The following is a 26686-nucleotide window of genomic DNA, read 5'->3' on the forward strand; positions in this document are numbered from 1 at the left end:
ATCAGTCTCCGTTCGATCCATCGAAGGCCGCCTGCGCGGCCGGGTTCACGAGCGGCGTCAGCGCCAACGCGGCGCTGCACCAGACCTGCACGCTTCGAGGCGGCAGCTCGCATGATTCAGCCTCTTCGGGCTTGACTGGCTCGCCAGTGGCTGTGGCGCTGTCCAGCAATGATCGCCAAGCGCCACCACGCGGCGGCACCGGCAAGGCAAAACGCTGCGTCTCAGCCGCGGGGTTGAACAGCAGCAGCGTGCAGTGGACCACGCCCGGCGGCGCCAGCAGCACGCTCAGCCCGCGCTCCCTGCGGTCATGCCAGCCGGCTTCGTCCAGCGGCTCGCCGGCCGGCGTGGCCCAACTGACATCGGCCACGCCGTCAGCGCCGGGCAGGCCGCTGAGCCACTGGTCTGAATGCAGCGCAGCATCGGCGCGGCGCAGCGCGGTGAGGCGGGCGATGAAGGCGGGCAAGGCCTCGGTCTCGGCCGGCTTGCCGGCGTCGCCCCAGTCCAGCCAGGACAGGGCGTTGTCCTGGCAGTAGGCGTTGTTGTTGCCGTGCTGGGTGTGGCCGAGTTCGTCGCCCATCAGCAGCATCGGCGTGCCGCGCGAGAGCAGCAGCGTGGCCAGCAAAGCGCGCTGCAGGCGGGCGCGGGTGTGCTGCACCGCCGGGTCGTCGCTGTCGCCTTCGGTGCCGGCGTTCCAGCTCAGGTTGTCGCCGTGGCCGTCGCGGTTGTGTTCGCCGTTGGCTTCGTTGTGGCGCTGCTCGTAGCTGACCAGGTCGCGCAGCGTGAAGCCATCGTGCGAGGTGACGAAGTTGACGCTGGCCGACGGCGGGCGCGGGCGGCGCGGGTCGGCGGCGAAGCGGTCACTGGAACCGGCCAGCCTCGTCGCCAGCGCGGCGCGGGTGCAGCGCTCATGGCCGGGCTGCAGCCAGTAGGCGCGCAGGCTGTCGCGGGCCTGGTCGTTCCATTCCAGCCAGCCGGGTGGGAAACCGCCGAGCTGGTAGCTGTTGGGCGCCAGGTCCCAGGGCTCGGCAATGTGCAGGCTGCGGCGCAGCAGCGGGTCGGCCTGCAGCGCGGCGAACAAGGCCGCACCACCGGAGAACCGGCCGGCGTCGTCGCGCGCCAGGATGGGCGCCAGGTCGTAGCGAAAACCGTCCACCCCGTAAGCCTGCACCCAGTGGCGCAGCGCGTCCACCACCCAGCGCAGCACCATGGGCTCGGCAAGGTTCAGCGTGTTGCCGCAACCGGTCCAGTTCTGGTAGCAGCCCGGGTTGCCGGGTTCGGTGCGATACCAGTGGCGGTTGGCCAGGCCCTTGAAGGCGAGAGATGGCCCTTGCAGGTCGGTCTCGCCGGTGTGGTTGAACACGACGTCCAGCAGCACCTCGAAGCCTTCGCTGCGCAGCTTGGCAATCGCCTCGCGCAAGGCCGGCCCGGCGGTGTGGCCGCTGTCCGCCGTCTCCAACCCGGCCGGGCCGGCATACCGCGCCTCGGGCGCCAGCAGCGCGATGGGCGTGTAGCCCCAGTGGTTGCGCAGGCCCAGCAGTTGCAGCCGGGCCTCGTCGGCGCGGGCCTGCACCGGCATCAGCTGCAAGGTGGTCACACCCAGGCGGCGCCAGTGGGCGATCAGTGCCGGATGGGCCAGGCCGGCGTAGCTGCCGCGCTGGCCGGCCTGCAGGCCCGGATGCAAGGCGCTGGCGCCGCGCACATGCACCTCGGCAATCACGCGCTGGCCCGCGAGCGGCGGCTTCAGCGCCACCGGCTGCGCGGCCAACTCGGGCAGCACGCGAGCCTTCAGCGCGACAGCGGCGTTGTCTTCCGGATGCGGCCGCGAAGGGTCCGTGGGATCGAAGTCCAGGTAGGCCGCCAGCTCGGCTTCGGTGCGGCCGCGGTAGCTGCCGACCATTTCGCGCGCATACGGGTCCAGCAACAGGCGCTGCGGATTGAAGCGCAGGCCCTCGGTTGGCGCCCAGCGGCCGGCCGCGCGGTAGCCGTAGACCTGGCCGGCGCGCCCCCCCGGCAGCGTGCCATGCCAGACGCCCAGTGGGCTCGGCAGCAGCGCCAGCCGCTCGGTTTCCAGCTGGCCCTCGTCGTCGAACAGGCACAGCCAGACCTGCTCGGCCTCGGGCGCCCAGACGCCAAAGCGCAGCCCACCGGGCACGACGCAGCCACCCAGCGACAGCGGGTCGCCAGGCTGCAGCTCAAGGCTGCGCATGCCCGGTTCCGGCGGCGGGTTCGGCAGTGTTCAGGACCTGGAAATCGACCGGCAGCGGGCCGCCGGCCGGGCGCAGCATCAGCGTGGCCAGCGGCGGCAGCGTCAGCACCAGCGAATGCAGCTGGCCGTCCCACGGCACGGCTTCGGCCAGCAGCGGCCCGGGCGAAACGCCGCTGCCGCCATAGGCCGCGTCGTCGGTGTTGAGCAGCGATTCCCACTGGCCGCCTCGCGGCACGCCAATGCGGTAGCCGTGGCGCACCTCCGGCGTGAAGTGGCTGACGACGACCACCGGCGGCGCATCGCCACCGGCCTTGCGCACAAAAGCCAGCACCGAGCTCGCGGCGTCGTCGTGGCGCAGCCATTCGAAGCCTTCGCCAGAGACGTCCCACTGGTACAGCGCCGGGTGATGGCGCAACACCAGGTTCAGGTCCCGCACCAGGCGCTGCAGGCCGGCATGCGGCTCGCGCTCCAGCAGCAGCCAGTCCAGCTGAGCTTCGGCATTCCATTCGCCCCACTGGCCGATCTCGTTGCCCATGAAAAGCAGCTTCTTGCCGGGGTGGCCCCACATGTAGCCGTAGGCTGCGCGCAGGTTGGCAAAGCGGCGCCAGTCGTTGCCCGGCATCTTGCGCAGCAGCGAGCCTTTGCCGTGCACCACCTCGTCATGCGAGAGCGGCAGCATGAAGTTTTCGCTGAAGGCGTAGACCAGCGAGAAGCGCAGCTCGTCCTGGTGGAAGCTGCGGTGCACCGGGTCGCGCGCCAGGTAGCGCAGCGTGTCGTTCATCCAGCCCATGTTCCATTTGTAGTGGAAGCCCAGGCCACCGGATTCGCAGTCGTCCGATGGCGGGCGGCTGACGCCGGCAAACGAAGTGGACTCCTCGGCGATCATGATGGCCTCGGGCCGCTCGATGCCGATGGTCCGGTTCATGCGCCGCAGGAAGCCGATGGCCTCCAGGTTCTCGCGGCCACCGTGCTGGTTCGGGATCCACTCGCCTTCCTTGCGGCTGTAGTCCCGGTAGAGCATGGACGCCACCGCGTCCACGCGCAGCCCGTCGATGCCAAAGCGCTCGATCCAGTACAGCGCATTGCCGATCAGGAAGTTGCGCACCTCGCGGCGCCCGTAGTTGTAGATCAGCGTCTGCCAGTCGGGGTGGAAACCCTCGCGCGGGTCGGCGTGTTCGTAGAGGTGGCTGCCATCGAACATGGCCAAGCCGTGCTCGTCGGTGGGGAAATGGGCCGGCACCCAGTCGAGGATCACGCCCAGCCCGGCGGCATGCGCGGCGTCCACGAAGTGCTTAAAGTCGTCCGGCGAGCCGAAACGCGAGGTGGGCGCGAACAGGCCGGTGGGCTGGTAGCCCCAGGAGCCGTCGAATGGATGCTCCTGCACCGGCAGCAGCTCGAGGTGGGTGAAGCCCATGTCGCGGGCATAAGGCACGAGCTGCTCGGCCAGCTCGCGGTAGCTCAGCCAGCGGTTGTCCGGCCCGCGGCGCCAGGAGCCGAGGTGGACTTCGTAGATGCTGAGCGGCGCGTCCAGCGCGTTGGCACGCTGGCGAACCGGGTCGCTGGCCACGCCGGCCGGCAGCCGCTGGACGATGGAAGCGGTGCTGGGCCGCAGCTCGGCGCGGTTGGCGTAGGGGTCGGACTTCAGGCGCAGCCGCCCGTCGGCACCGACCAGCTCGAAGCGGTACAGGTCGCCTTCGGCCACGTGCGGAATGAAGATTTCCCACACGCCGCTGGCCGGGTGCAGCCGCAGCGGTTGGCGCCGGCCGTCCCAGCTGTTGAAGCTGCCGACCACCGAGACGCGTTTGGCCGCTGGCGCCCAGACGGCAAACCGCACGCCACCAACACCGCCCACGTCCAGCGGGTGTGCGCCCAGCGCCTCGTAAGGCCGCAGGTGCGTGCCCTCGCCCAGCAGCCAGAGGTCCATCTCGCGCAGCTGCGAGCCGAAGCGGTAGGCGTCGTCCAGCCGCGACTGATGCGTGCCCCAGTCGATCTGCAGGCGGTAATCAGGCGCCGCCTGGAATTCGGGCAGCACGCCGCACCACAGGTCGCTGCCGGGCACGCAACGCAGCGGCGCCAGCAGCGCGCCCTGCGGCGTCACCGCACTGACCTGTACTGCACCGGGTAGCAGCACCCGCAGCGCCCAGCCGGCCTTGGCGCCTGGCAGGCGGTGCGGGCCGAGCACGGCAAACGGGTCACCCGATTCGGCACGCTGCAGCGCGGCCACGAGTTCGGCAGCCGGGGCGCCGGGGAAGGCGCCGGGTTCGGCATCAGGCACGGTTAAAACAGTCATGCGCGGAGGCAATGGTCCTGTGCAGAAGTGAAGATCAATCTACCGCAATAAGTGACGGCCGGGCGCGAGAGTTGGCAGCAGCGCGGCCATCGCTGTCAGGCCGCGGTGACAGCAATCGCCGCACCGTGCGCCGGCAGCAACCAGCAGCGGCCGCTGGCGCAGCGCAAGTCGCCCGGCGTTTCCAGCAGTTCCGCCGGGGCAATGGGTGTGCCATTGAACGGCAGCAGCATGCCCAGAGCGGCCGGCAGCGGCACGCTGACCGGCGCATCCCCCAGGTTGAACGCCAGCACCAGCGCCGGCCCGGGGCCCAGCGCCCGCTCGAACAGCAGCACCGGTTCGGCCGCGTCATGGAAACGGATGCTGCCCTGGCGCAGCCTGGCCTCGCCGCGGCGCCAGGCCAGCAGCGCACGGGCATGGTGCAGCGGGCTGGCGGGGTCGGCCTGCTGCAGGTCCACCGAACGCTCGCCGTGGCCCTGGCCCAGCGGCAGCCAGGGTGCGGCGCCGGCGTTGAAACCGGCCTGCAGCGCGTCGTGCTGCCAGGGCATGGGCGTGCGGCAGCCGTCGCGGCCCTTGAACTCGGGCCAGAAGGCCTTGCCGTAAGGGTCCTGCAGCAGTTCGAACGGAATGTCCGCCTCGGGCAGGCCCAGTTCCTCGCCCTGGTAGGTGCAGACGCTGCCGCGCAGCGTGAACAGCAGCGCCTGCAGCGTGCGCGTGAGCACCGGGTCGGGCTGATTGCCGGGCGCCCAGCGCGAGGCCACGCGCGGCACGTCATGGTTGGACAGCGCCCAGCAGCCCCAGCCCCCGGTGCGCGCGAGTTCACGCTCCAGCCCCTCGACCTGCATGCGGATCTGCCTGGCCGAGACGTATGGCGTCAGCAGCGCGAAGCTGTAGGCCATGTGCAGGCGTTTGCCGGCCTCGGTGTAGTCGGCCATGGTGGGCTGCGGGTGGTCGTCGCCCACTTCGCCGATGCTGACGGCGCCGGTGCTGTCCAGCACCTGGCGCACGCGCTGCAGGAAGGCCAGGTTCTCGGGCTGGGTCTTGTCGTGCAGGTGGCGCTGCATGGCATACGGGTTGTCCGGCCGCACCGTCGTCACGCTTTGCTGTTCCTCGGCATCGGCCGGCGGGTTGTCGCGCAGCGAGCGGTCGTAGAACTGGTGGTTGCAGGCGTCGAAGCGGAAACCGTCCACGCCGCGCTCGCACCAGAAGCGCACGTCGCCCAGCAAGGCATCCTGCACCTCGGGGTTGTGGTGGTTCAGGTCGGGTTGGGCGGTGAGGAAGCTGTGCAGGTAGTACTGGCGGCGGCGGCTGTCCCACTGCCAGGCCGGGCCACCGAAGACGCTGAGCCAGTTGTTGGGCGGGCTGCCGTCGGGCCTGGCTTCGGCCCACACGTACCAGTCGGCCTTGGGGTTGTCGCGGCTGCTGCGGCTTTCATTGAACCAGGCGTGCTGCTCGGAGGTGTGCGAGAGCACCTGGTCGATGATGATGCGCAGGCCCAGCGCGTGGGCCTTGGCGAGCAGTGCGTCGAAGTCGGCCAGCGTGCCGAAGATCGGGTCCACCTCGCGGTAGTCGGCCACGTCGTAGCCGAAGTCGGCCATGGGCGACTTGAAGAAGGGCGAGATCCAGATCGCATCCGCCCCCAGTTCGGCCACATGTTCCAGCCGGGCGGTGATGCCGGGCAAATCGCCAATGCCGTCGTTGTTGGCATCGGCGAAACTGCGCGGGTAGATCTGGTAGATGACGGCGCCGCGCCACCAGTCCGGGTCGGGCCGGCGGCCGTCTGCAGTTCGAGGGGAAAGGTCTGAGCTGATCACGGTCATGCAGTCGTTTCCTCGCATCGATTTCTCGTTTTCCCTATCTTGCCCTGAAATCGGGCTGTTGCCCAAGCCAGCGCCAGAGGCTTTGCGCATGCCCCCTGCGGCATGCACACTGGCACCGGCCTTGCAGACACACCTCACCCGGCAGGCCTTCGCCGCCGCAGGAACACCGCATGGAACTGACGCCCCGCGAAAAAGACAAGCTGCTGATCTTCACCGCCTCGCTGCTGGCCGAACGCCGGCTGGCGCGCGGCCTGGCACTGAACTACCCCGAGGCCGTGGCCCTGATCAGCGCCGCCATCATGGAAGGCGCCCGCGACGGCAAGACCGTCGCCCAGCTGATGAGCGAGGGCAAGACCGTGCTCACCCGCGCCCAGGTCATGGAAGGCGTGGCCGAGATGATCCCCGAGATCCAGGTCGAAGCCACCTTCCCCGACGGCACCAAGCTGGTGACCGTGCACCAACCGATTGCCTGACAGGAGCCACCATGCTGTTGCCCTTCCCCATTTGCCGTGCCCTGAACCTGGGCGCTTCGCTGGCCCTGGCCGCGCTGCCGCTGGCCGCCTCCGCGCACCCGGGCCACACCGGTGGCCACCACGGCATCGAAGCCGCCTTCGTCGCGGCCACGCTGATCCTGTACGGCGCCAGCCTGCTGCTGCGCCGCAAGATGCGCGAGCGCCAGGCCTCGGCGCCAAGGTCCGCCCGATGATCCCCGGCGAACTCTTCACCGACGACGGCGACCTGACCCTGAACCCTGGTCGCCGAACCGTCACGCTGGTGGTCGAAAACGCCAGCGACCGGCCGGTGCAGGTCGGCTCGCATTACCACTTTGCCGAGACCAACGCTGGCCTGAGCTTCGACCGCGAGGCCGCGCGCGGCATGCGGCTGAACATTGCCAGCGGCACCGCGGTGCGCTTCGAGCCGGGCCAGCAGCGCACGGTCGAACTGGTGGACCTGAGCGGCAGCCGCACCGTCTACGGCTTCCGCGGCCTGGTGCAAGGAAAACTCTGACATGGCAACCATTGGCAAGCGCGGCTATGCCGAAATGTTCGGCCCGACCGTGGGTGACCGGCTGCGGCTGGCCGACACCGGGCTGATCCTCGAAGTCGAACAGGACCTGACGCTTAAGGCAGGCGGCTACGGGGAAGAGGTGAAGTTCGGCGGCGGCAAGACCATCCGCGACGGCATGGGCCAGAGCCAGGTGCCCAACGGCCCTGGCGCCCACGAGGCGGTGGACCTGGTCATCACCAATGCGGTGATCCTGGACCACTGGGGCATCGTCAAGGCCGACATCGGCATCCGCGGCCGGCGCATCGCCGCCATCGGCAAGGCCGGCAACCCGGACGTGCAGCCCGGCGTGGACATCATCATCGGCCCCGGCACCGAGGTGATCGCCGGCGAAGGCATGATCGTCACCGCCGGCGGCATCGACAGCCACATCCACTTCATCTGCCCGCAGCAGATCGAGGAAGCACTGAGCAGCGGCGTCACCACGATGCTGGGCGGCGGCACCGGCCCGGCCACCGGCACCTTCGCCACCACCTGCACGCCCGGCCCGGAAAACCTGGCCAACATGCTGCGCGCGGCCGATGCGTTTGCGATGAACCTCGGCTTCCTCGGCAAGGGCAATGCCTCGCAGCCTGCAGCGCTGCGCCAGCAGATCGAGGCCGGCGCCATCGGCCTGAAGCTGCACGAGGACTGGGGCACGACGCCCGCAGCCATCGACTGCTGCCTGTCGGTCGCCGAAGCCACCGACACCCAGGTCTCGATCCACAGCGACACATTGAACGAGTCCGGCTTCGTCGAAGACACGATTGCCGCGACCAAGGGCCGCAGCCTCTGCGCCTTCCACACCGAGGGCGCCGGCGGCGGCCATGCGCCGGACATCCTGCGCGTGGTCGGCGAGGCCAACTTCCTGCCCAGCTCGACCAACCCGACCATGCCGTACACCGTCAACACGGTGGACGAGCACGTCGACATGCTGATGGTCTGCCACCACCTGGACGCGTCCATCGCCGAGGACCTGGCCTTCGCCGAAAGCCGCATCCGCCGCGAGACGATTGCCGCCGAGGACATGCTGCACGACCTGGGCGCGATCAGCATGATGAGCTCGGACAGCCAGGCCATGGGCCGCGTCGGCGAAGTCATCATCCGCACCTGGCAGACGGCGCACAAGATGAAGGCCCAGCTCGGCAAGCTGGCCGGCGACCCGGAGCGCCACGACAACGGGCGCCTGAAGCGCTACGTCGCCAAGTACACGATCAACCCGGCGCTGGCCAATGGCATTGCGCACGAAGTCGGTTCGATCGAGGTCGGCAAGTGGGCCGACCTGGTGTTCTGGCGCCCGGCCTTCTTCGGCGTCAAGCCCAGCCTCATCCTGAAAGGCGGCTTCATCGCGATGGCCGCGATGGGCGACCCCAGCGCCAGCATCCCCACGCCGCAGCCGGTGCACTACCGCCCGATGTTCGGCGCCTTCGGCGGCGCTTTGGCCCGCGGCTCGCTCACGTTTGTCAGCCAGGCAGGCCTGGCCAACGGTGTGGGCGACGCCTTTGGCCTCAAGAAGCAGCTCGCCGCCGTGCGCGGCTGCCGCACCGTGCGCAAGACCGACATGATCCACAACAGCTACCTGCCGACCATGGAGATCGACTCGCAAACCTACCAGGTGCGTGCCGACGGCCAGCTGCTGATCTGCGAGCCAGCCACCGTGCTGCCGATGGCGCAGAGGTACTTCTTGTTCTGAGTACGCGTCCAGGCGTAACTTCCGCAAGATCCGGCAACGGCGCGGGAGCGCTGTTGCCGGGCCTGCGGCACCTCGCTCACCCATTTCGCACGGGCGTCTTGTCCACGCTGCCGTGGCCCGTCACCTGGGAAAGGGACAGCCAATCGTTGTTTCCAGGGTGTGTCCCATCAGGGCGATCCCTATGCCGCGTGGGTGGGCAGCCTGCGGGATAGCGCCATCTTCTCGTAGGACCGCCTTGAGGCACCTCAGATCACCAACGACTTAGGGGTTTGACACAGAACTGACGCACTCCGAGCATCCGTCCGCTCGCCAATCCGGGCGGGCATGGACGACATGGCAGCACGCACTACCGTGCGTGAACCCATACCTGTTGGGAGCAATGATGAGTTCGATGAGTTTCAGATGGGCCCAGGGGCAGTTGATGACTGCCCTGGCCGCCTCAGGCCTTCTGCTGGCCACCAGCGCAATGGCCGCGATTCCCGGCAACACGCCGACGGACGTCGCCCGTGCGCTCGGCACGCTGCCATCGGTCGATGTGATCCAGGCTACCTCGGACGGGCTGCCGCTGTTCCTGCGAGGCGACCTCGGTCACGCCCCGCGGCTCGACGCGACGGACCTCGCTGCCACCCAGCTGGCCATGCGCCCGGCGCTGATTCCCGCCCTGACCGCCCTGCGCCTGCGCCCGGCCGAGCTGCAGCTGCGCAAGGTCAACGTGGATCCGAACGGCAACCAGCATTTGCGCTACAACCAGACCCACCGCGGCCTGGACGTGATCGGCGGCGACCTGGTCGTGCACATCGACGGCAAGGGCAAGATCTTCGCGATCAACGGCACGGCCCGCGGCGACATCGCAGCGACGCTGGGCGCCAGGAACGTTGGCGAAAGCGCGGTGCATCCGGCCGTGGCGGCCGATGCACGCTTCGCCGGCATGGCCACCAGCGCGCCACGCAAGGTCTTCCTGCTGACGCCCGAAGGCAAGTTCCACATGGCCTACGAGACGGTGGTCACCGGCACGCGCGGGCAGGACCCGGTGCGCGACAAGGTCTACGTCGACGTGGACAGCGGCGCCATCGTCGCGGTGCATCCGCAGATCCACTTCGCCGAAAACCGCAAGATCTACAGTGCCAACAATGGCACCAGCATCCCCGGCACCCTCAAGCGCTCCGAAGGTCAGGCCGCGACCACCGACACCGATGTCAACGCCGCCTACGATGGCACCGGTGCCACCTACGAAGCCTACAAGGCCTTCTGGAACCGCGACTCCTACAACAACGCTGGCGCCGCGCTGATCAGTTCGGTCCACTACAGCACCAACTACTGCAACGCCTACTGGGACGGCACGCAGATGGTCTACGGCGACGGCAATTCCAGCCAGGGCTGCCTGCCGCTGGCGCGCGCCGTGGACGTGACCGGCCACGAGCTGACCCACGCCGTGACCGAAAACGAGTCCGGCCTGGTCTACTCCGGTGAATCGGGCGGCCTGAACGAGGCCATGTCCGACATCTTCGGCGCCTTCACCGAGGCCTACGTCGATGGCGGCAAGACCGGCACCCTGACCGTCTCGGCCGACACCTGGAAGGTCGGCGAAGACATCCTGCCGCCCGCGCTGCGCTACATGAGCGACCCGGCGGCCGATGGCTCGTCCAAGGACTTCTGGGTCAGCGGCGTGGGCAATGTCGACGTGCACTACAGCTCGGGCATCGCCAACCTGGCGTTCTACCTGCTCTCGCAAGGTGGCACCCATCCACGCGGCAAGTCCACGGTCAACGTGACCGGCATCGGCATGGCCAAGGCCATCCGCGTGTTCTACGAGGCCAACGTCAACATCCTGACCTCCAGCGCCAACTTCCTGGCAGCCGGCAACGCCACCAAACAAGCGGCGATCAACCTCGGCTTGACCGCGGCTGAGCAGGTGTCGGTGGCCGATGCCTGGAATGCCGTGGGCGTGGCGGTGACTGGTGGCACCGGCGGTGGCGGCGGTGGTGGTGGCGGCACGGACATCGTGCTGACCAACGGCACCGCGGTGACCGGCATCAGCGGCGCGGCCAGCTCGCAGGCGTTCTACAAGATCGTCGTGCCGAGTGGACAAACCTCGCTGACCATCGCCATCTCGGGTGGCACCGGTGACGTGGACCTCTACACCAAGCTGGGCGCCCGCCCGACGCTGTCGACCTACGACTGCCGTCCGTACAAGACCGGCAACGCCGAAACCTGCACCGTCACCAACCCGGCGGCCGGCACCTACTACGTGCTGCTCAACGGGTATTCGGCCTACAGCGGCGTCTCGCTGACGGCCACTTACTCCACGACGGGTGGTGGCGGCGGCGGTGATCCGTTGCTGACCAATGGTCAGGCCATCACGATCTCCGGGGCCACCAGCAGCGCGCAGTACTGGCGCATCACGGTGCCGGCTGGCAAGACGCTCACGATCACCACCTCGGGTGGCACGGGCGACGCGGACCTCTACACCCGCTTCGGGTCACGGCCGACCACCACGACCTACTCGTGCAGGCCTTACCTGGGTGGCAACAACGAAACCTGCACCACCACCGGCACTTCGGCAGGTGACTACTACATCATGGTGCGCGGCTACTCGGCCTTCTCGGGTGTCAGCCTGAAGGCGAGTTACTGACGCGAGGACGGGCGGCGGCCAGGCGGCTGCTGCCTGCCACCTCCGACATCGCACGGCCGCCCCACGGGGCGGCCGTTTTCATTTGCGGGCGGCATGGCGACATCGATGTCAGGCCGCCGCAGGAACTGCAGGCGCCCGCAGAATGCCACCATGCAGATCGACGACCACCCCACCGAATCCGACGCCCAGGGCATCGCCACGGTCCACGTGCGTTCATGGCAAGCCAGCTACGCGGCCATCCTGCCGCTCCATTTCGTGGCCGAACTCTCCATCGAGCAGCGCACCGAACGCTGGCGCGGCATCCTCGCGCGCCAAGACTCGAACACGCGGGTGATGCGCGACGAGGCGGGTCAAGTGCTCGGCTTCGTCAGCCACGGGCCTTGCCGCGACGAAGGCGCACTGCACACGCGCGGCGAAATCTGGGCGTTGTACGCGCTACCCGGCGCCTGGGGCCAGGGCGTGGGCCGTGCGCTGCTGCAGCGTGCGCTTTCTGACCTGCTGGCCCGAGGCTGCGACTCAGTGTCACTCTGGGTGCTCAGCGGCAACCAACGCGGCATCCGCTTCTACCGCGCCGCCGGCTTCACCGAAGTGGCAGGCAGTGCGAAGCTGCTGGAACTGGGCGGCCAGACGGTGGAAGAAATGCAGATGATTCGGCCCTTGTTCGACGAAGCCTGAGCTTGGTGCCAGGCGCTCGACACGAACTGGCGCTGCCTCCAAGATGCCCCGCGACGACCGCGGCTGTGCCAGCATCGGTCCTGACAAGATGCCGCCCACCGCACCCGGAGCCTTGCCCATGACCGTTGCCACCACCGTTCGACCGTTGCACGAAGCTTGGCTGTTCCGGGCGGCAGAGCCTGAGCTCTCAATGCTGGAGAACCTGACGGCGGAAGCCGACTGGCGGCCAGCGACGGTGCCGGGCACGGTGTACCAGGACCTGATTGCGCAGGGCGCGATTCCGGATCCGTACTTCGGCACGCAGGAGGCCGAGGTGCAGTGGGTGGCGGAGAAGGACTGGTGCTACCGATGCGACTTCGAGGTGGACGGCGCGGCACTGGCCACGCATGTGGACCTGGTGCTGGAAGGCTTGGACACGTTTGCCACCGCCTACCTGAACGGGCAGCGGGTGCTGGTGAGCGACAACATGTTCGTGCCGGCGCGCATCGAGGTGCGCGGCCTGCTGAAGCCGGGCACGAACCGGCTGGGGCTGTACTTCGAATCGGCCCAGCGGCGCGGGCGCGAGCGCGAGGCGGCGCTGGGGCGGCGCAACCTGTGGAATGGCGAGTCCAGCCGGCTGCATGTGCGCAAGGCGCAGTACCACTACGGCTGGGACTGGGGGCCGGTGCTGTTGACAGCCGGCCCGTGGAAGCCGGTCAGGCTCGAAACCTACGAGGCCCGGCTGCACGAGGTCGACAGCACCGTGCGCCTGACGCCGGACCTGGGCCATGCGCGCGTGGACGTGCGCTGCGAACTGGCAGGTGCGCCGCACGCGGCACTGATGCTGCACCACCAGCTGCATTCCCCGCAGGGCCAACTTGTCGCCGAAGTGCAGTCGCCCGCAGGCACCGAAGCCAGCCTGCACCTTGACGCGCCGGAACTCTGGTGGCCCAACGGCCAGGGCGGGCAGCCGCTCTACACACTGGTCACCACGCTGCTGGCTGGCGAGCAGGTGCTGGACACGCACCACCGCCGGATCGGCCTGCGCACGCTGCGGCTGGTGCAGGAACCGGTGGCGGGCGAAAAAGGCAGCTCTTTCTGCTTCGAGGTCAACGGCCGCGAGCTGTTCATGGGCGGCGCCAACTGGATTCCAGACGACAACCTGCTCAACCGCATCACGCCCGAACGCTACCGCCTGCGCGTGCAGCAGGCGGCCGAGGCCAACATGAACATGCTGCGTGTGTGGGGCGGCGGCATCTACGAGGACGATGCGTTCTACGCCGCTTGCGACGAACTCGGCCTGCTGGTCTGGCAGGACTTCCTGTTCGCCTGCGGCATCTACCCGGCCAATCCGGCGTTCCTCCGCAGCGTGGAAGCCGAGGCCAGCGCGGCCGTCAAGCGCCTGCGCCACCATGCCTGCCTGGCACTCTGGTGCGGCAACAACGAGGACTACGCGATCGCCGAATCGATGGGGCTTTATGGCAAGGGCAAGGACATGGCCCGCTTCGAAGCCCGCGCCATCTACGAGCAGCTGCTGCCAGAGCTCTGCGCCCGGCTGGACCCGCAGCGCCCCTACTGGCCCGGCAGCCCGTACAGCCCCAGCGCCACCGAGACGCTGGACTCCGACAACCCCACTGTGGGCGACCGCCACAGCTGGGAGATCTGGCACGGCGCGATGCTGCCGTACCAGCGCTATCACACGGTGCAGGCGCGCTTCGTCAGCGAGTTCGGCATGCAGTCGCATCCGTCGCTGGGCCTGCTGCAGCAGGTCATCCCCGAGGCCGAGCAATTCCCGCTCAGCCGCACGATGGCCGCGCACAACAAGGCCGGCCTGCCGCTGCAGGACGGCCACCGGCGCCTGGCGGTGTATGTGGCCGACACATTGAATGCCGGACCCACCTTGGCCGATGCGGTCTACGCCACCCAGTTCGTGCAGGCCGAGGCCATGCGCTACGCTTTCCAGGACTTCCGCCACCGCTGGCTGGGCGCTGGCCGGCGGGCGGTGGGTGGTGCGCTGGTCTGGCAGCTCAACGACTGCTGGCCGGTGACCAGTTGGGCCATCATCGATTCGCTTGGCACGTTGAAACCGGCCTGGCACGCGATCCGCCGCGCGCTGGCGCCGATGGCCATCGCCGTGCGGCAGCTCGACGGCCAGGCCTCCTGCTGGGTCTCGTCAGCGCTGGCGGAAACGCGCTGCGAAGTCCGCCTGCAAGGCCATGCGCTGGCCGGCGGCAGCAGCGCAGTGCAGACGGCCGAACTCGTCGCGCAAGCCAATGGCAGCACCGGCCTGAGCTTCCCGCTGAACCTGGCCGCCCCCACCGTCGTCGAGGCCAGCCTGTGGGTCAACGGCGAATGCATCGCCCGCGACTGCGCTTGGCCCGAACCGTTCCGCTTCCACCCGCTGGGCGACTGCGGCTTGCGGGTGACACGCCACGCAGGCAGGCTGACACTGCGCACCGAGCGCCCGGCCAAAGGCATCTGGCTGGCTGCGCCCGGCGTCAACTTCTCCGACAACTTCATCGACCTGATGCCCGGTGCGCTGTGCAGCATCGAACTGTCTCGCGGCGACGTGCCCGTCCAGGTAGCGGCACTCGATCAGGTACCGTTCCAAGCTTGAGCGCCATGCGTGCGCGACTTCTCAGTGCCGCACGCGCCCGTCATCGGTCAGGATCGTCATGTCAACGAACTTCGAGCCGCTGTGGCGCTGGGCCGAGAAGTTGACGAAAAAGCCGCCGAGGTCGAAGTCGTGCAGCGATTCGAGGCCGGCCACCAGGCTCTCGGCATGGATGTTGTTGCCCGCGCGGCGCAGGCCTTCGACCATGGTTCGTGCGGCGACATAACCTTCCATGCCGCTGTAGCTCGGGTCCTTGTCGGGCAGGTTGGCGGCCTTGAGCCGGTCGAGGTATTCGCCCGCCACGGGTGTGCGGGTCGAGAACGGGAACGGCATGACCTGCGAGACGATCACGCCCTTCGCGGCCGAGCCCAGCTCGTCGGCCAGTGCCTGCGTGCCGACAAACGAGAGGTTGTAGAAATTGCCGCCAAAGCCGGCCAGCCTGGCCGCGCGGATGAAGGCCGCGCAGGACTTGTAGGCGCTGATCTGGATCACGCACTCGGGCGAGCCCGCCACCACGCTCTTCACCGCGGCGGCCACGTTGGTGGAATTGCGCTCCACCGTGCCCAGCGACACCGGCGCCAGGCCCAGCGGCTTGAGCGCCGCCTGCACGCCCTGCAGACCGGACTGGCCGTAGCTGTCGTCCTGGTAGAACACGGCCACCCGCTTGATGCCCACCGCGGTGATCTGCTTGACGATCTCCGCGGCCTCGTCGAAGTAGGACGCCCGCACGTTGAACACGTAGCGGTTGAACGGCGTGCGCAGCGCTTCTGCGCCGGTGTAGGGCGCGACAAACGGCACCTTGGCCGCCGTGAACAAGGGCAGCGCCGCGAGCGACGTTGGCGTGCCGACATAGCCGAACAATGCGGTGACGCCTGCGCTGATCAGCGACCGGGTGTTGGCGGCGCAGCGCTCGGGTTCGTAACCATCGTCCATGCTGCGCAATTCGATCTTGCGCCCACCGATGCCACCACGTGCGTTCACCTGGTCAAACACCAGCATCGCCCCTTGCCGGAACGCCAGGCCAAGCTCGCTGGCAGGCCCGGTGAATGGCGCGGACTGGCCCAGCAGGATGGGCGCACTGTCGGCCAGCGCGGGCAGGCTGGCGGCGCCGGACAGGGCGGCAAGATGACGAAGGAGGTGACGGCGATTCATGGCGTGAAGCAAGGCAGGACCGGGGAAGGACGGACATCTTGACGAGGAACAGCGCGCGGCGGTCACGCAGCTTCGCCAGGCGTCATGCATCGTTAAAAATGGCCGCGAGTATTTCACGCGCTTGGTGACTGCGAAGCGACACCCCTGGCTGGGCTACCCTGCCACTCCGAGACCCAACACCACACGACCCTCATGAGCGAGTCCGACCCCCTGCCCGCCCTGCCCCGGCTTCAGCCGGGCCGCTACCGCCACTACAAGGGCGGCGAATACGAGGTGGTGGGCGTGGCCCGCCACAGCGAGAGCCTGGCAGCCTTCGTGGTCTACCGGCCGCTCTACAACCAGACCGGCTGGTGGGTGCGCCCGTTCGAGATGTTCACCGGCGAGATCACCAGCGAAGGCCACACCCAGGCCCGCTTTGCGCTGGTGGCGGGCGATGCATCCGCATCTCCTGAAGCCGCACTGCTCGCCACGCTGCAGGCTCTGGAGGCCGAGCTGCATCACCCGGGCGCACGCTGCTCACCCGCGCGGCTGGACCAGCTGCTGCATGCCGGCTTCCGCGAAGTGGGCCGCTCCGGCCGCCCATACACCCGCGAGACGGTGCTGCAATTCCTTGCCGGCCAGGCTCACTGGCCAGACGTGCTGGCTTGGGGCCACGCGGTGCAGCCGCTGGGCCCGGACACGGCCTTGCTCACCTACCAGTCCGCCCACCGTGCGGCCGGGGACACGCTGGTCAACACCACCCACCGCTCGTCCGTCTGGCAGCGCACGCAGAAGGGCTGGCAACTCCTGTACCACCAGGGAACACCTGCAGCCGAAGGGACTTGAGCCTGCGGCGGGCAGCGGCCAACACAATGCAGCCTCCCCGTTTCCCGCCGAGGAGAACGCTGTGGCATTGACCGAATCGACCGACAGTCAGCGCTGGCACCTCATCTGACGACCTGGCTGCAGCGCGCGAATGCGGCCTCGGCACGGCCTGCGTCGAGCGCCCGCTCGAATTCGGCGCGTCGCAGGTCGAGGACGTGTCACCGCAGGACGGCAACGACCTGCAGGTGCGGGACTTCTTGCATCTGGCAGAGTTGCTTGGCGGCTAGCGTCTGCAGAGAGGCCGAGCGGGAGCGCATCGAGTTGGCGACCCGACAGGTCTTACCCGGTAAAGCCGCTTTCCCAGGGCCATTCTTCATCGGCACTCAGTCCAGCTCCACCCCCGTCTGCCGCACCAGCTGAGCCCAATCCTTCAGGTCCTGGCGGATGGTGGCGGCGAACTCCTCAGGGGTGCTGGATGGCATCTCGTTGGTGTTCAGTTCGTTCATGCGCCGGCGGATGGCGGGGTCCTGGATCAGCTGGTTCACGGCCCGGTTGAGCTTGTGCACGATGGCGTCCGGCGTGCCGGCGGGGGCGAACAGGCCGTACCACGCATAGGTGGTGAACGGGTAGCCGGCTTCGTTCATCGTGGGCACGTCCGGCATCAGCGGCAGCCGGGCCGGGCCGCTGTTGACCAGCGGGCGCAACTTGCCGGCCTTGACGAGTTCCACCGTGGAGGTGGTGTCGGCAAATGCCGCGTTGACCTGGCCGCCCAGCAAGTCTTGCACGCAGGGCGCGGTGCCTCTGTAGGGCGCATGCGTCATCTGCAGTCCGGCCTTCTTGCTGAGGCTTTCCATCGCGAGGTGACCGCCAGAGCCTGCGCCCCAGGAGCAGTAGGTGAGCTGGCCGGGCCGGGCCTTGGCATAGGCGACGAAGTCCTGCAGCGTCTTGACCGGCATGTCGCTGCGCACAAGGAGCAGGTTGCCGCCCCTGCCGATCTGCACGACGGGCACGAAGTCGCGCAAGGTGTCGTACGGCAGCTTGCGGTAGAGGCTGGGGTTGACCACCATGGCTGCGGCGTAGGCGAACAGCAACTTGTGACCATCGGGAGACGCGTGGGCCACCGCATCAGCGCCGAGGATGCCGTTGGCGCCGGGTTTGTTCTCGACCAGCACCGGCTTCTTGAGCAACTGCGCCAGCGCGGGTGCGAAGAGCCGGGCCACGGTGTCGGTGCCGCCCGCCGCCGCGGTGGGCACGATCAAGGTGATCTGCCTCGTGGGGTAGCCCTTGGCGGCGTCATCGACCGGCTCGGCGTGGCTGGCAGGCGCGAGCAGGCAGGGCCAGGCCTGCAAGGCCAGGCGCCAAGGGAAAAAGGAGGATTTCAGTCGCATCGGGTGGGAGGGCATGGGACGCATCGCGTGCCCGCACCCTATCACCCCGCGACGATGTCTTCCTCGCGCTGCAGCGGCGGCAGCGGCGTGCGCGACTCCAGCACCGCGTCGCTGGGCAGGTAAAAACGCAGGCAGAGGTAGAAGCCATCGGCCGGCGCCGGCAGCCAGTTGGCCCGCGCGGAGGGCATGTCGAACTGGTCTTGCGGCGGCTTGTGCGAGAGGGTCAACGTCAACCCGCCATCGGCGTCGTACTGCAGGCCGGGCGTGCGGTCGCCGATGGCATGGCGGTGCAGCACGTTGGGCACCAGCATGCCGTCGGCGTTGCTGTAAAGCGTGAGCGACCAGAAGGCATAGACGCGGGGCAAGGTGCCGGGCTTGAAGCGCATGCGGTAGCGGTGGCTGCCGGTGAGGGGCCGGCCCTGCGAGTCGTTCAGCGCCAGCGAATAGGTGGCCTCGCGGCTTTCGAGCATGCCGATGTATTTCAGGGCGACCAGTGCACGGAACTCATAGTCCTGTGCAAAGGTGTTGCCGATCAGCGGCATCTGCAGCCAGCCGGTCATGGTGCGACGGCCGTTTTCCAGCGTGCGCAGCCGCGCCAGCGCCTGGTCCAGCCCTTTCTGAAGTAACGCGAGCTGTTCGCCTTCCGGCACCGGCCAACCTGGGCCCAGGCCCGCACTGGCCAGTGCAGCCTTCAGCCATGCGTCGTCCTCGGGCGGCGGGTCGTCACGCAGCGCGCGGTTGACCAAAGTTGCAAACAGCGTGGCATCCAGCGCTGCGTTCGGGTCGCATTCGGGATCGAAGGCGGCGGCCTGGCTGGGCCGGCCGGCCTCCCAGTCCGGCAGGCTGGAGAGACGGATGGCGTCCTGCAGCGCATGGGCCGCGGGCACGTCGCGCTCGTCTTCCTCGACCAGCATCCGGCCCAGCAGCCAGACCCAGCGTGTCGGCGAGATCACATGTTCGTGGCGGCCGCGGAAGGCCGCTGGCACCTCGCCGCGCCAGCCTGGCCCGGTGATCAGGAAGCTGCGCGCCTGGTTGCCCGTGAGGCGCTGGCCGAGGTGCGCAAACGGGTTGGTGAACATGTCCAGCAAGCCCATCACGTGGTAGCGCCCCGCCATGTCGGGCATGTCCAGCACCCAGGCCCCATCCGCCAGGTCCAGCCAGGCGGTGGAATAGAGCGTGTCGTGGTTGGGCGTGGGCACGCGGCTTTGGCCTGGCCGCATCAGCCGGCGCGCGTGCATGAAGCGATTGCACCAGCGCCTGGGCGACGCCAGCGCCTCGCCGCCCGGCAGGCGCTGCGGCGAGGTCAGCGCGCGCATGCGGCACATCTCATACACCGGGTAGGCATAGAGCACAGCCTCCTCGGCCTGGTGCAGCAAGGCATCGTCTGTGGTGGTCTGGCGCTCGTTCATGAACTGCTTTGCATGGCGGCCTGAGGCCTTGTGGTCTAGAAGCTGTGCCGCATGCCCAGGGCCAGCACCTTGGTGTCCTCGTCGCTGCCGGGCGTGATGGCCACCTGCGCCATGCTGACAGACGAGCCGCCGCGGTTGTTCAGCCCCAGCGCGCGGGCGTACAGCAAGGTGCGCTTGCTGAGGAAATAGTCGACGCCCAAGGTCGTCACGACCTGCCCGCGCGGGCTGTCGCGCAGTTCCCGGCGGGCGACTTCGGCCAGCAAGGTGGTGGTGGTCGCGATCGTCCAGCTGGCACCCAGCGAGGTGATGCGCGCGGCCGGCACGCCGTCGAGATTGGATGTGTTGCGCACGAAGTTGGCAGACAGCTGGAACTGCTCGCTGAACTTGTACGAGCCGCTGAAGGCCTGGTATTTGGACGTGGCCGGCTTGGCCACCGGCCTGGCGGCCGAGCCTTCTCGTGCGCGCTGCAGGCCGTAGCCAAGGTAGACACTGTCGCTGGTCCAGCCAACGCGGCCGCCGACCAGGTCGCCGCTGTGACGGCTGTCGACCTGAGACTCGCCAGGCGCCCAGGCCAGGTCGACGATCAGCGGGCTGTCGATCGGCGTGCGGTAGCGCGCCATGTTGCTGCCGCGGGCAGCGAAGGGGTTCATGCGCGTCTGGCCGTCAATGGCCGAGACCAGGTTCAGCGGCGAGAACACCACGTTCAGGCCAAACGGATCGGCCCGGTAGATGCCGTAGAAAACCGGGGTGTACATGCGGCCGAGGTCGACCGAACCCCAGGTTCCGGCCAGGCCGACATAGATCTGCCGCGTCCAGCCGAATTCGGGCCCAGGCCCGGTACCCGTGCCGGTGTCGGCGTTGAGGCCGCTTTCCATCAGAAAATTGGCGCGCAGCCCATCCCCAAGATCCTCGGTTCCCTTGAAATTGATGCGCGAGGCAATGTTGCCGCCATCGTCCACCCGGTATTGGGTGCGCGAGCCGGCCTTGGCCCAGGCGACGTATTGGTCCACAGCGCCAGACAGCGTGACGCTGCCTGCCAGCGCCGGCGAGACCCATGCGGTGCCCAGCAGAAGCGCGCTGCCGAGCGACATGCGGGTCTTGAACAAGAAAGCATCGTGAGCGAGGATGCTGGCCTGGTATTTCATGTTTTGATCTCCCTGCGGTCGGCCAGCCCGGGTGCCAGCTGCACCGTGCTTGTCCGTGAACAACGATAGGCCGCGGCGCTCGGCCAAATCTGTCAATCGATTGACAGAATGGGGAAGATCCGCGGCAATCGCACATCTTCACATCGCCAACGCGTTGCGCCCCTTGCCAAGCCCTGAAGCCCCCCCCGATTCGTCCAGCGAAGCCGATCACGCAGATGGCGAGACGCCGCGCGACAACAGCCTGCTGATCCAGCGCGTGCTGCGCTGGACCGAGCTGTTTTCCGAGTGGCCCTACCCTCGCATTGCCAACCTGATGCTGTCGGCCCGGCTGGTCCGCCATGCGCGCGGCGCGCTGGTGCTGGGCCACGACATTGCGCGGCGCGAGTTGCTGGTGCTGGTCTCGGGCATGGTGGAAATCAGCCGCACCAATGCCGACGGCCGCAAGTACCTGCACAGCTTCATGTCGCCAGGCCATGTGGCACCGCTGGTGCGGCTGCTGGACGAAATCCCCCTGGGTTTCTACAACTACACGGCGCACGAGGAGTCGCAGGTCATCCACCTGCCGGCGGACGCGGTGATCGCCGAGCTGGACGCCGAGCCCAGGCTGTGGAAGGACGTGTCGCGTCTGGCGCTGCGGCGCCAACGCGAAAGCCTGCAAAGCCTGCACCAGCAGGTGCTGGGCTCGCTGCGGGTGCGCCTGGCCGCCACGCTGGCCAGCCTGGCCGGCCAGACCGGCACACCGCTGCGCAGCGGCCAGAGCCTGAGCATCGGCCTGTCGCAGGGCGACCTGGCGACGATGCTGGGCGTTTCGCGCCAGACCATGAACAAGGAACTGCGCCAACTCGCAGACGAAGCCGTGGTCGCTGCCGTCTACAAGCGCATCATGATCCTCGATGCAGACAAACTCCGCGACATCGCCGCGAATGGGTGAATGGGGCACCTGGCCTCGCGGGTACGCCCGGTACCATCTCGGCCTGTCGTTGTCTCTCTCTGCCAAGGCCGCTGCCATGCTGACCATTCGCAAACTCATTTCCCGCGGCCAGGGCCTGGCCCCTGTGTTGCTCAAGCGCGCCGCCACGGTGGAGCTGGACTGGGATGTGCGGCAGAAGAGCCGCTTCGAGGCGCAGGACTCCACCGGCCGGCGACTGGGCGTGTTCCTGGCACGCGGCAGCGTGGTGCGAGGTGGCGACGTGCTGGTGGCCGAAGACGGTTCGCTGATCGCCGTGAAGGCCGCGCCACAGCAAGTGCTGGAAGTGCGTGCGTGTGACCAGCACGGCAGCCCGTTCGACCTGATGCGCGCCGCCTACCACCTGGGCAACCGCCATGTGCAGCTCGCCCTGCAGCCCGATCACCTGCTGCTGGAGCCTGACCACGTGCTGGCCGACATGCTGCGGCAGATGCATTTGATCGTGCGGGAAACGCAGGTCGCCTTCGAGCCGGAGGCCGGCGCCTACGCGGCAGGTGGACACGCCCATGGCCATGCGCATGACGACCACGGGCATGACCATGCCCACGGGCACGATCACACGCCTGCCGCGGCCCCCGCACCGGTGCGCGGCAAGCCGATCGGCATCGCCGTCGCAGCGGCAGCGCCGCATGTGCATGGCCCCGGCTGCGGCCATGACCATGGACATGACCACGGGCACGATCACTGAGCCCATGGCCCCTGCCGAAGCCCTGAGCCCGAGCGCGCTGCTGCAGCTGCTGTGGCTGGCCTCGCCAGCGCTGCCGGTTGGCGGCTTCAGCTATTCGGAGGGGCTGGAAGCAGCGATTGAAAGCGGGCTGGTGCGGGATGACGTGTCGGCCGGCGACTGGCTGCTGGACCAGCTGAAGCTGGCGCTGGCACGGGCCGACCTGGCCGTTGCCGCCGCCGCGCACGAGGCCTGGCAGCAGCACGACCTGGTGCGGGTCACCGCGCTGAACGATTGGGTGCGCCAGACCCGCGAAAGCAGCGAGATGCGGCTGCAGACAGAGCAGATGGGCCGCTCGCTGCAGCTCTGGTTGCTGCAGCGCCAGCCGCAGGACCCACGCGTGGTGGCGCTTGGCAGCCTGGCCCCGGCGCCCACCTGGCCGGTGGCCTTCGCACTGGCCGCGCTGCACACTGGCGCGCCGCGCCGCGAGGCGCTGCTGGCACATGCGTTCGGCTGGGCCGAGAACATGGTGCAGGCTGCGATCAAGTCGGTGCCGCTGGGCCAGAGCGCCGGGCAACGCATGCTGGCGCGGCTGGTGGAGGCCTTGCCGGCAGTGATAGACGCCACGCTGCAGTTGCCCGACGACCAGCGCCAGGCCTGCACGCCGATGCTGGCCATCCTCAGCGCCCAGCACGAAGCGCAGTACTCGCGCCTGTTCCGCTCCTGAACGGCGCGCTGCGTGATGCAGCGCACGGCTACGTCGGCATCGTTGACAGTGGGCATCGCGGCCTGAGGTCAGCCCAAAGGTTTCGCGCAGGCGGCGGTGCGGGCCGGCAGCTCCTCCCCCTCGCCTTTCGGCCGGCTCGGGCCGCTTCTGCAGGCGCCGCCCATGTCATGATGAAGCCTTGTTGTCTTCACCTGCACTGCCGGACCCGCACCATGACCCAGCTGCCCGCCCAACGCACCAAGACCTTGCCGCCGCTGCGCGTCGGCGTTGGCGGCCCGGTGGGCTCGGGCAAGACGACGCTGGTCGAAATGCTGTGCAAGACGATGCGCGACAAGTGGGACCTGGTCGTCGTCACCAACGACATCTACACCAAGGAAGACCAGCGCCTGCTCACCGTTGCCGGCGCGCTGGCACCCGAGCGCATCATGGGCGTGGAGACCGGCGGCTGCCCGCACACGGCGATCCGCGAAGACGCCTCGATCAACCTCGAAGCGGTGGACCGCATGCTGGCCCAGTTCCCTGACGCCGACATCGTCTTCATCGAGTCCGGCGGCGACAACCTGGCCGCCACCTTCAGCCCCGAGCTGAGCGACCTGACGATCTACGTGATCGACGTGGCAGCGGGCGAGAAGATCCCGCGCAAGGGCGGCCCCGGCATCACCAAGAGCGACCTCTTCGTGATCAACAAGACCGACCTGGCGCCACATGTCGGCGCGGATCTTTCGGTCATGGAGGCCGATACCAAGCGCATGCGCCCGAACCGGCCGTTCGTGATGACCAACCTGAAGACCCGCGCGGGCCTGGCCGAGGTCGTGCGCTTCATCGAGACCAAGGGCTTGCTGAGCGACTGACGCCCGCGTTGCCCCCCGCACTCGCCCTTCGCTCACGCCAGCCGCCGCGCACCTTGGGCAAGTTCGCTGTCCTCCGCACGCTGAAGTTCCGCATCACCGCCATGGTGGTGGCGATTGGCGTGCTCGCTGCGCTGGGCACGGCGCAACTGGTGCTGCAGGTCACGCAGGCCGACCTGCAGCAGATGCTGCTGAACGCCGAGCGCGACAACCGCGAGCGCACTGCCGCGCTGCTCGGCAGCAAGCTCAACACCCTGCGCCAAGTGCTGACCCGCGCGGCGCAGCACAGCAGCGGCGTCGATTGGCGTGACAGCGCCGCGTTGGTGCAACTGCTGAGTGGCGAAACCGCGCTGGCCAGCCTGTTCGACGGCGTCTTCGCCGTGGGGCCAAACGGCAGGATGCTGGCCCGTGTCGACCAGAAGGCAGCCATCACCCGGGACCTGCCCGACGTTGGCGACCGTGACTACTTCCATGCCGCCATGCGCGGCGACCAGCCGGTGGTTTCCGCGCCGCTGCGCAGCCGCACGCTGAACGCCCCCTTGCTGGTCATCGCCGCTCCGGTGCTGGATGCCCAGGGCCAGCACGTGGGCCTGCTGGCCGGTGGCTTGCTGCTCGAGTCCAGCAGCCTGTTTGCGCAGCTCAACATCAAGGCCGGCACCGATGGCGTGATCGACCTGGTGATGGACAAGCAAGGCCGCATCCTGGCCCATCCGGACAGTGGTCGCCTGCTCGGCCTGGCGGCCGACGAGCCTGGCCTGCGCGAAGCCGTTGCCCGCTGGCAGGCGGAAGGCAGCCCGGCCGAGCCCGAGGGCCGGGCCGAGTGGTCAGAGGGCTACCTGGTGGCCACGGCCGGCATCCCGTTGTCGGACTGGGTGCATGTGCGCCTGACCCCGGAGGCCTCGGCCTTGCTGCCGGTGCGCGACGCACGGCGCAGCGCCTGGATCGCCGCGGCGCTGGCGGCACTGCTGGCCGGCGGCGTGGCGGGTGCCGGCTCCTGGCGCATGGTGCGGCCCATCTCGCGTCTGCAGCGCCGCGCCGAGGCCATGCTGGTCAACGGCGACGACAGCGCCGAGCGCTGGCCTGTGGGCCATGGCGAGGTGGGGGCGATGGCGCTGGCTTTCCAGCAGCTGCTGCAGCAGCGCGCCCAGCGCCAGCTGGAGGTCAATGAGCTGCTGCAGCAGCTCGAAGCCGTGGTCGACCATGCGGAGGTTGGCATTGCGCTGACCCGCCACGGCCGGCTGGAGGTCGTCAGCCGGCGTTTCTGCCAGATCTTCCGGGCCGAACGCGAGCAGCTGGTGGGCCAGCGCACCCGGGTCCTGTATGCCGACGACATGGCGCACGCCGAGCAGCGGGCGCGCATCGGACCGGCGTTTGCGTCACACGGCAGCTTCGAGGGCGAAGTCAGGCTGCAGCGGAGCGACGGCGAAGGTTTCTGGGCCCGCATGCGCGGCCGCGTGGTGCAGCCGGGCAACCGCGGCGCCGGCACGATCTGGGTCGTCGACGATGTGACCCAGGCCAGGCACCACCGCGAACAGCTGACCTGGGCCGCCAGCCATGACGCCTTGACGGGCCTCGCCAACCGCAGCGCCTTCGAAGCGGCGCTGGAAACGCTGACGCAGGAAGCCGAGCATGCACCGTTCTGCGCGCTCTTCGTCGACCTGGACCGCTTCAAGCAGGTCAACGACAGCAGCGGCCATGCGGCGGGCGACGCCTTGCTGCGCGGCATTGCCCAGGTGCTGGCCGCGCCGCTGCGCCGCTCCGACTTGGCCGCCCGCCTGGGAGGCGACGAATTCGCGGTGCTGCTGCCGCATTGCCCGCTGGAACGGGCGCAGGCAATTGCCGAAACGCTGCGTGCCGAAGTGGGCCGCTACGCACTGAGCTGGGAAGGCGCAAGCCATTCGGTCGGCTGCAGCATGGGGCTGGTGCTGGTCAACGGCCGGCATGCGAGCGCCGCCGAAGTCCTGCGGGATGCCGATGCAGCCTGCTACCGCGCCAAGCGAGAAGGCCGCAACAAGGTGGTGCTGGCCGGCGTTGCAAGCCAATAGGCGTTTCGCGGGGTTCCGTCCCGCGGAACCGGGTGCCCCACTTCAGGTCGTCTGCGCGCTTTCGTGCGGCTGCGTGGCGCAGGCTGCGTCAAAGACTTCGCGTGCGCAGTCGTGGCAGCAGCCGCAGCAGGACGCGGCGCGGGTCATGTCCTTCAGGACTTCGAAGTCGCGCACGCCGTGCACCTGGACGACTTGGCGGATGTCTCGGTCGCTGACGCGGTTGCAAAGGCAGACGATCATGGGAACCTGCGAGTGACGTGAACTCGGGAATCGAAAACGCAGGCGAAGCATAACCTGAATGCAAATGCTTCTCAAATACCTGCACTCTGGTGGGGCCAAGTCCCGTGACGCGCTGCACGTTCGCAGACCTTGAGCCGCATGCCCCGATACCGCCAATGTCGCACCCCGGCGGTGTCGCGCAGCCATGAAAAAAGCCGGCGCAAGGCCAATGCCAGTCAGTTAAGGTCCATAAGGCCTGAAGCAGGCTAAAAAGGGAACGTGTCGAACACGTTCCCTTTTTCATTTTGTCTGGCCTGCTGCAAAACACATTGGACGAAACGCTGGCGAGCTTGCCCGCTGCCGGGATT

21 protein-coding genes are annotated in these 26686 nt (G+C 68.4%); 13 read left to right on the plus strand and 8 right to left on the minus strand.

Annotated features, from left to right (window positions below; all coding sequences use genetic code 11):
• Position 1: 1 nt before the first annotated feature.
• From glgX to ACAH41_RS16455, 3 genes are all read right to left on the minus strand, one after another.
• Positions 2-2206, minus strand: a complete 2205-nt coding sequence (glgX, locus tag ACAH41_RS16445; protein WP_325654847.1) for a glycogen debranching protein GlgX — start codon at positions 2204-2206, stop codon at positions 2-4.
• Entirely contained in the window at positions 2193-4496 is a 2304-nt protein-coding gene (gene glgB, locus ACAH41_RS16450) for a 1,4-alpha-glucan branching protein GlgB (RefSeq protein WP_370538376.1), read from the minus strand. Before glgB ends, glgX begins: the two co-directional genes overlap by 14 nt.
• Before the next feature lie 95 nt (positions 4497-4591).
• Positions 4592-6313 (minus strand): alpha-glucosidase, encoded by a 1722-nt coding sequence (locus tag ACAH41_RS16455; protein ID WP_325651441.1) that lies wholly within the window; start codon positions 6311-6313, stop codon positions 4592-4594.
• A 170-nt stretch (positions 6314-6483) separates the two neighbouring features.
• Between ACAH41_RS16455 and ureA the strand changes: the two genes are divergently transcribed.
• From ureA to ACAH41_RS16490, 7 genes are all read left to right on the plus strand, one after another.
• Positions 6484-6786, plus strand: coding sequence for an urease subunit gamma (gene ureA, locus ACAH41_RS16460; RefSeq protein ID WP_325651440.1), 303 nt, complete (start codon positions 6484-6486; stop codon positions 6784-6786).
• A gap of 11 nt (positions 6787-6797) precedes the next feature.
• On the plus strand, positions 6798-7019 hold the full coding sequence (locus tag ACAH41_RS16465) for a hypothetical protein (protein WP_325651439.1): 222 nt from the start codon (positions 6798-6800) through the stop codon (positions 7017-7019).
• Positions 7016-7321: an urease subunit beta gene (locus ACAH41_RS16470; protein ID WP_325651437.1), complete on the plus strand. Its 306-nt coding sequence runs from the start codon at positions 7016-7018 to the stop codon at positions 7319-7321. Before ACAH41_RS16465 ends, ACAH41_RS16470 begins: the two co-directional genes overlap by 4 nt.
• Position 7322: 1 nt before the next feature.
• On the plus strand, positions 7323-9050 hold the full coding sequence (gene ureC / locus ACAH41_RS16475) for an urease subunit alpha (protein WP_325651435.1): 1728 nt from the start codon (positions 7323-7325) through the stop codon (positions 9048-9050).
• A gap of 391 nt (positions 9051-9441) precedes the next feature.
• Positions 9442-11682 (plus strand): M4 family metallopeptidase, encoded by a 2241-nt coding sequence (locus ACAH41_RS16480; RefSeq protein ID WP_325651433.1) that lies wholly within the window; start codon positions 9442-9444, stop codon positions 11680-11682.
• 150 nt (positions 11683-11832) lie between these two features.
• Positions 11833-12357: a GNAT family N-acetyltransferase gene (locus ACAH41_RS16485; RefSeq protein ID WP_325651431.1), complete on the plus strand. Its 525-nt coding sequence runs from the start codon at positions 11833-11835 to the stop codon at positions 12355-12357.
• A 118-nt stretch (positions 12358-12475) separates the two neighbouring features.
• On the plus strand, positions 12476-14953 hold the full coding sequence (locus ACAH41_RS16490) for a glycoside hydrolase family 2 protein (protein ID WP_325651429.1): 2478 nt from the start codon (positions 12476-12478) through the stop codon (positions 14951-14953).
• 21 nt (positions 14954-14974) lie between these two features.
• On the opposite strand, the gene ACAH41_RS16495 is transcribed toward ACAH41_RS16490, so the two are convergent.
• On the minus strand, positions 14975-16102 hold the full coding sequence (locus ACAH41_RS16495) for an ABC transporter substrate-binding protein (protein ID WP_325651428.1): 1128 nt from the start codon (positions 16100-16102) through the stop codon (positions 14975-14977).
• Positions 16103-16294: 192 nt separating this feature from the next.
• Between ACAH41_RS16495 and ACAH41_RS16500 the strand changes: the two genes are divergently transcribed.
• Positions 16295-16927 carry a DUF1653 domain-containing protein gene (locus ACAH41_RS16500; protein WP_325651427.1) on the plus strand — a complete coding sequence of 211 codons (633 nt, stop codon included), beginning with the start codon at positions 16295-16297 and terminating at the stop codon, positions 16925-16927.
• Positions 16928-17289: 362 nt separating this feature from the next.
• Here ACAH41_RS16500 and ACAH41_RS16505 read toward each other — a convergent pair whose 3' ends face one another.
• The 3 genes from ACAH41_RS16505 to ACAH41_RS16515 are packed head-to-tail and all read right to left on the minus strand — an operon-like array spanning position 17290 to position 20848.
• The gene (locus ACAH41_RS16505; protein WP_325651426.1) at positions 17290-18294 is read right to left on the minus strand and encodes a tripartite tricarboxylate transporter substrate binding protein; all 1005 of its coding nucleotides are present in this window, start codon (positions 18292-18294) and stop codon (positions 17290-17292) included.
• 41 nt (positions 18295-18335) lie between these two features.
• Positions 18336-19703 carry a DUF1254 domain-containing protein gene (locus tag ACAH41_RS16510; RefSeq protein ID WP_325651425.1) on the minus strand — a complete coding sequence of 456 codons (1368 nt, stop codon included), beginning with the start codon at positions 19701-19703 and terminating at the stop codon, positions 18336-18338.
• 35 nt (positions 19704-19738) lie between these two features.
• Positions 19739-20848, minus strand: a complete 1110-nt coding sequence (locus ACAH41_RS16515) for a porin (RefSeq protein WP_325651423.1) — start codon at positions 20846-20848, stop codon at positions 19739-19741.
• A 163-nt stretch (positions 20849-21011) separates the two neighbouring features.
• Here ACAH41_RS16515 and ACAH41_RS16520 point away from each other — a divergent pair, with 163 nt between their 5' ends.
• The 5 genes from ACAH41_RS16520 (at position 21012) to ACAH41_RS16540 (ending at position 26099) form a co-directional block, all read left to right on the plus strand.
• Complete coding sequence (locus ACAH41_RS16520; RefSeq protein WP_325651421.1) at positions 21012-21779, plus strand: Crp/Fnr family transcriptional regulator; 768 nt, start codon at positions 21012-21014, stop codon at positions 21777-21779.
• A 76-nt stretch (positions 21780-21855) separates the two neighbouring features.
• Complete coding sequence (ureE, locus tag ACAH41_RS16525; protein ID WP_325651419.1) at positions 21856-22503, plus strand: urease accessory protein UreE; 648 nt, start codon at positions 21856-21858, stop codon at positions 22501-22503.
• Positions 22469-23206 (plus strand): urease accessory protein UreF, encoded by a 738-nt coding sequence (locus ACAH41_RS16530; RefSeq protein WP_370538377.1) that lies wholly within the window; start codon positions 22469-22471, stop codon positions 23204-23206. The genes ureE and ACAH41_RS16530 overlap by 35 nt, the downstream gene beginning before the upstream one ends.
• A 212-nt stretch (positions 23207-23418) precedes the next feature.
• A complete protein-coding gene (gene ureG / locus ACAH41_RS16535; protein WP_325651415.1) occupies positions 23419-24057 on the plus strand; it encodes an urease accessory protein UreG in 639 nt (212 codons plus the stop codon).
• Positions 24058-24110: 53 nt separating this feature from the next.
• Positions 24111-26099: a diguanylate cyclase domain-containing protein gene (locus ACAH41_RS16540; protein WP_325651414.1), complete on the plus strand. Its 1989-nt coding sequence runs from the start codon at positions 24111-24113 to the stop codon at positions 26097-26099.
• 42 nt (positions 26100-26141) lie between these two features.
• Here the strand turns inward: ACAH41_RS16540 and ACAH41_RS16545 are convergent, their stop codons facing one another.
• Entirely contained in the window at positions 26142-26339 is a 198-nt protein-coding gene (locus tag ACAH41_RS16545; protein ID WP_141289845.1) for a bacterioferritin-associated ferredoxin, read from the minus strand.
• Between the last annotated feature and the right edge of the window lie 347 nt (positions 26340-26686).

The organism is Ideonella sp. (assembly GCF_041287625.1).
Taxonomy (GTDB): domain Bacteria; phylum Pseudomonadota; class Gammaproteobacteria; order Burkholderiales; family Burkholderiaceae_C; genus Ideonella.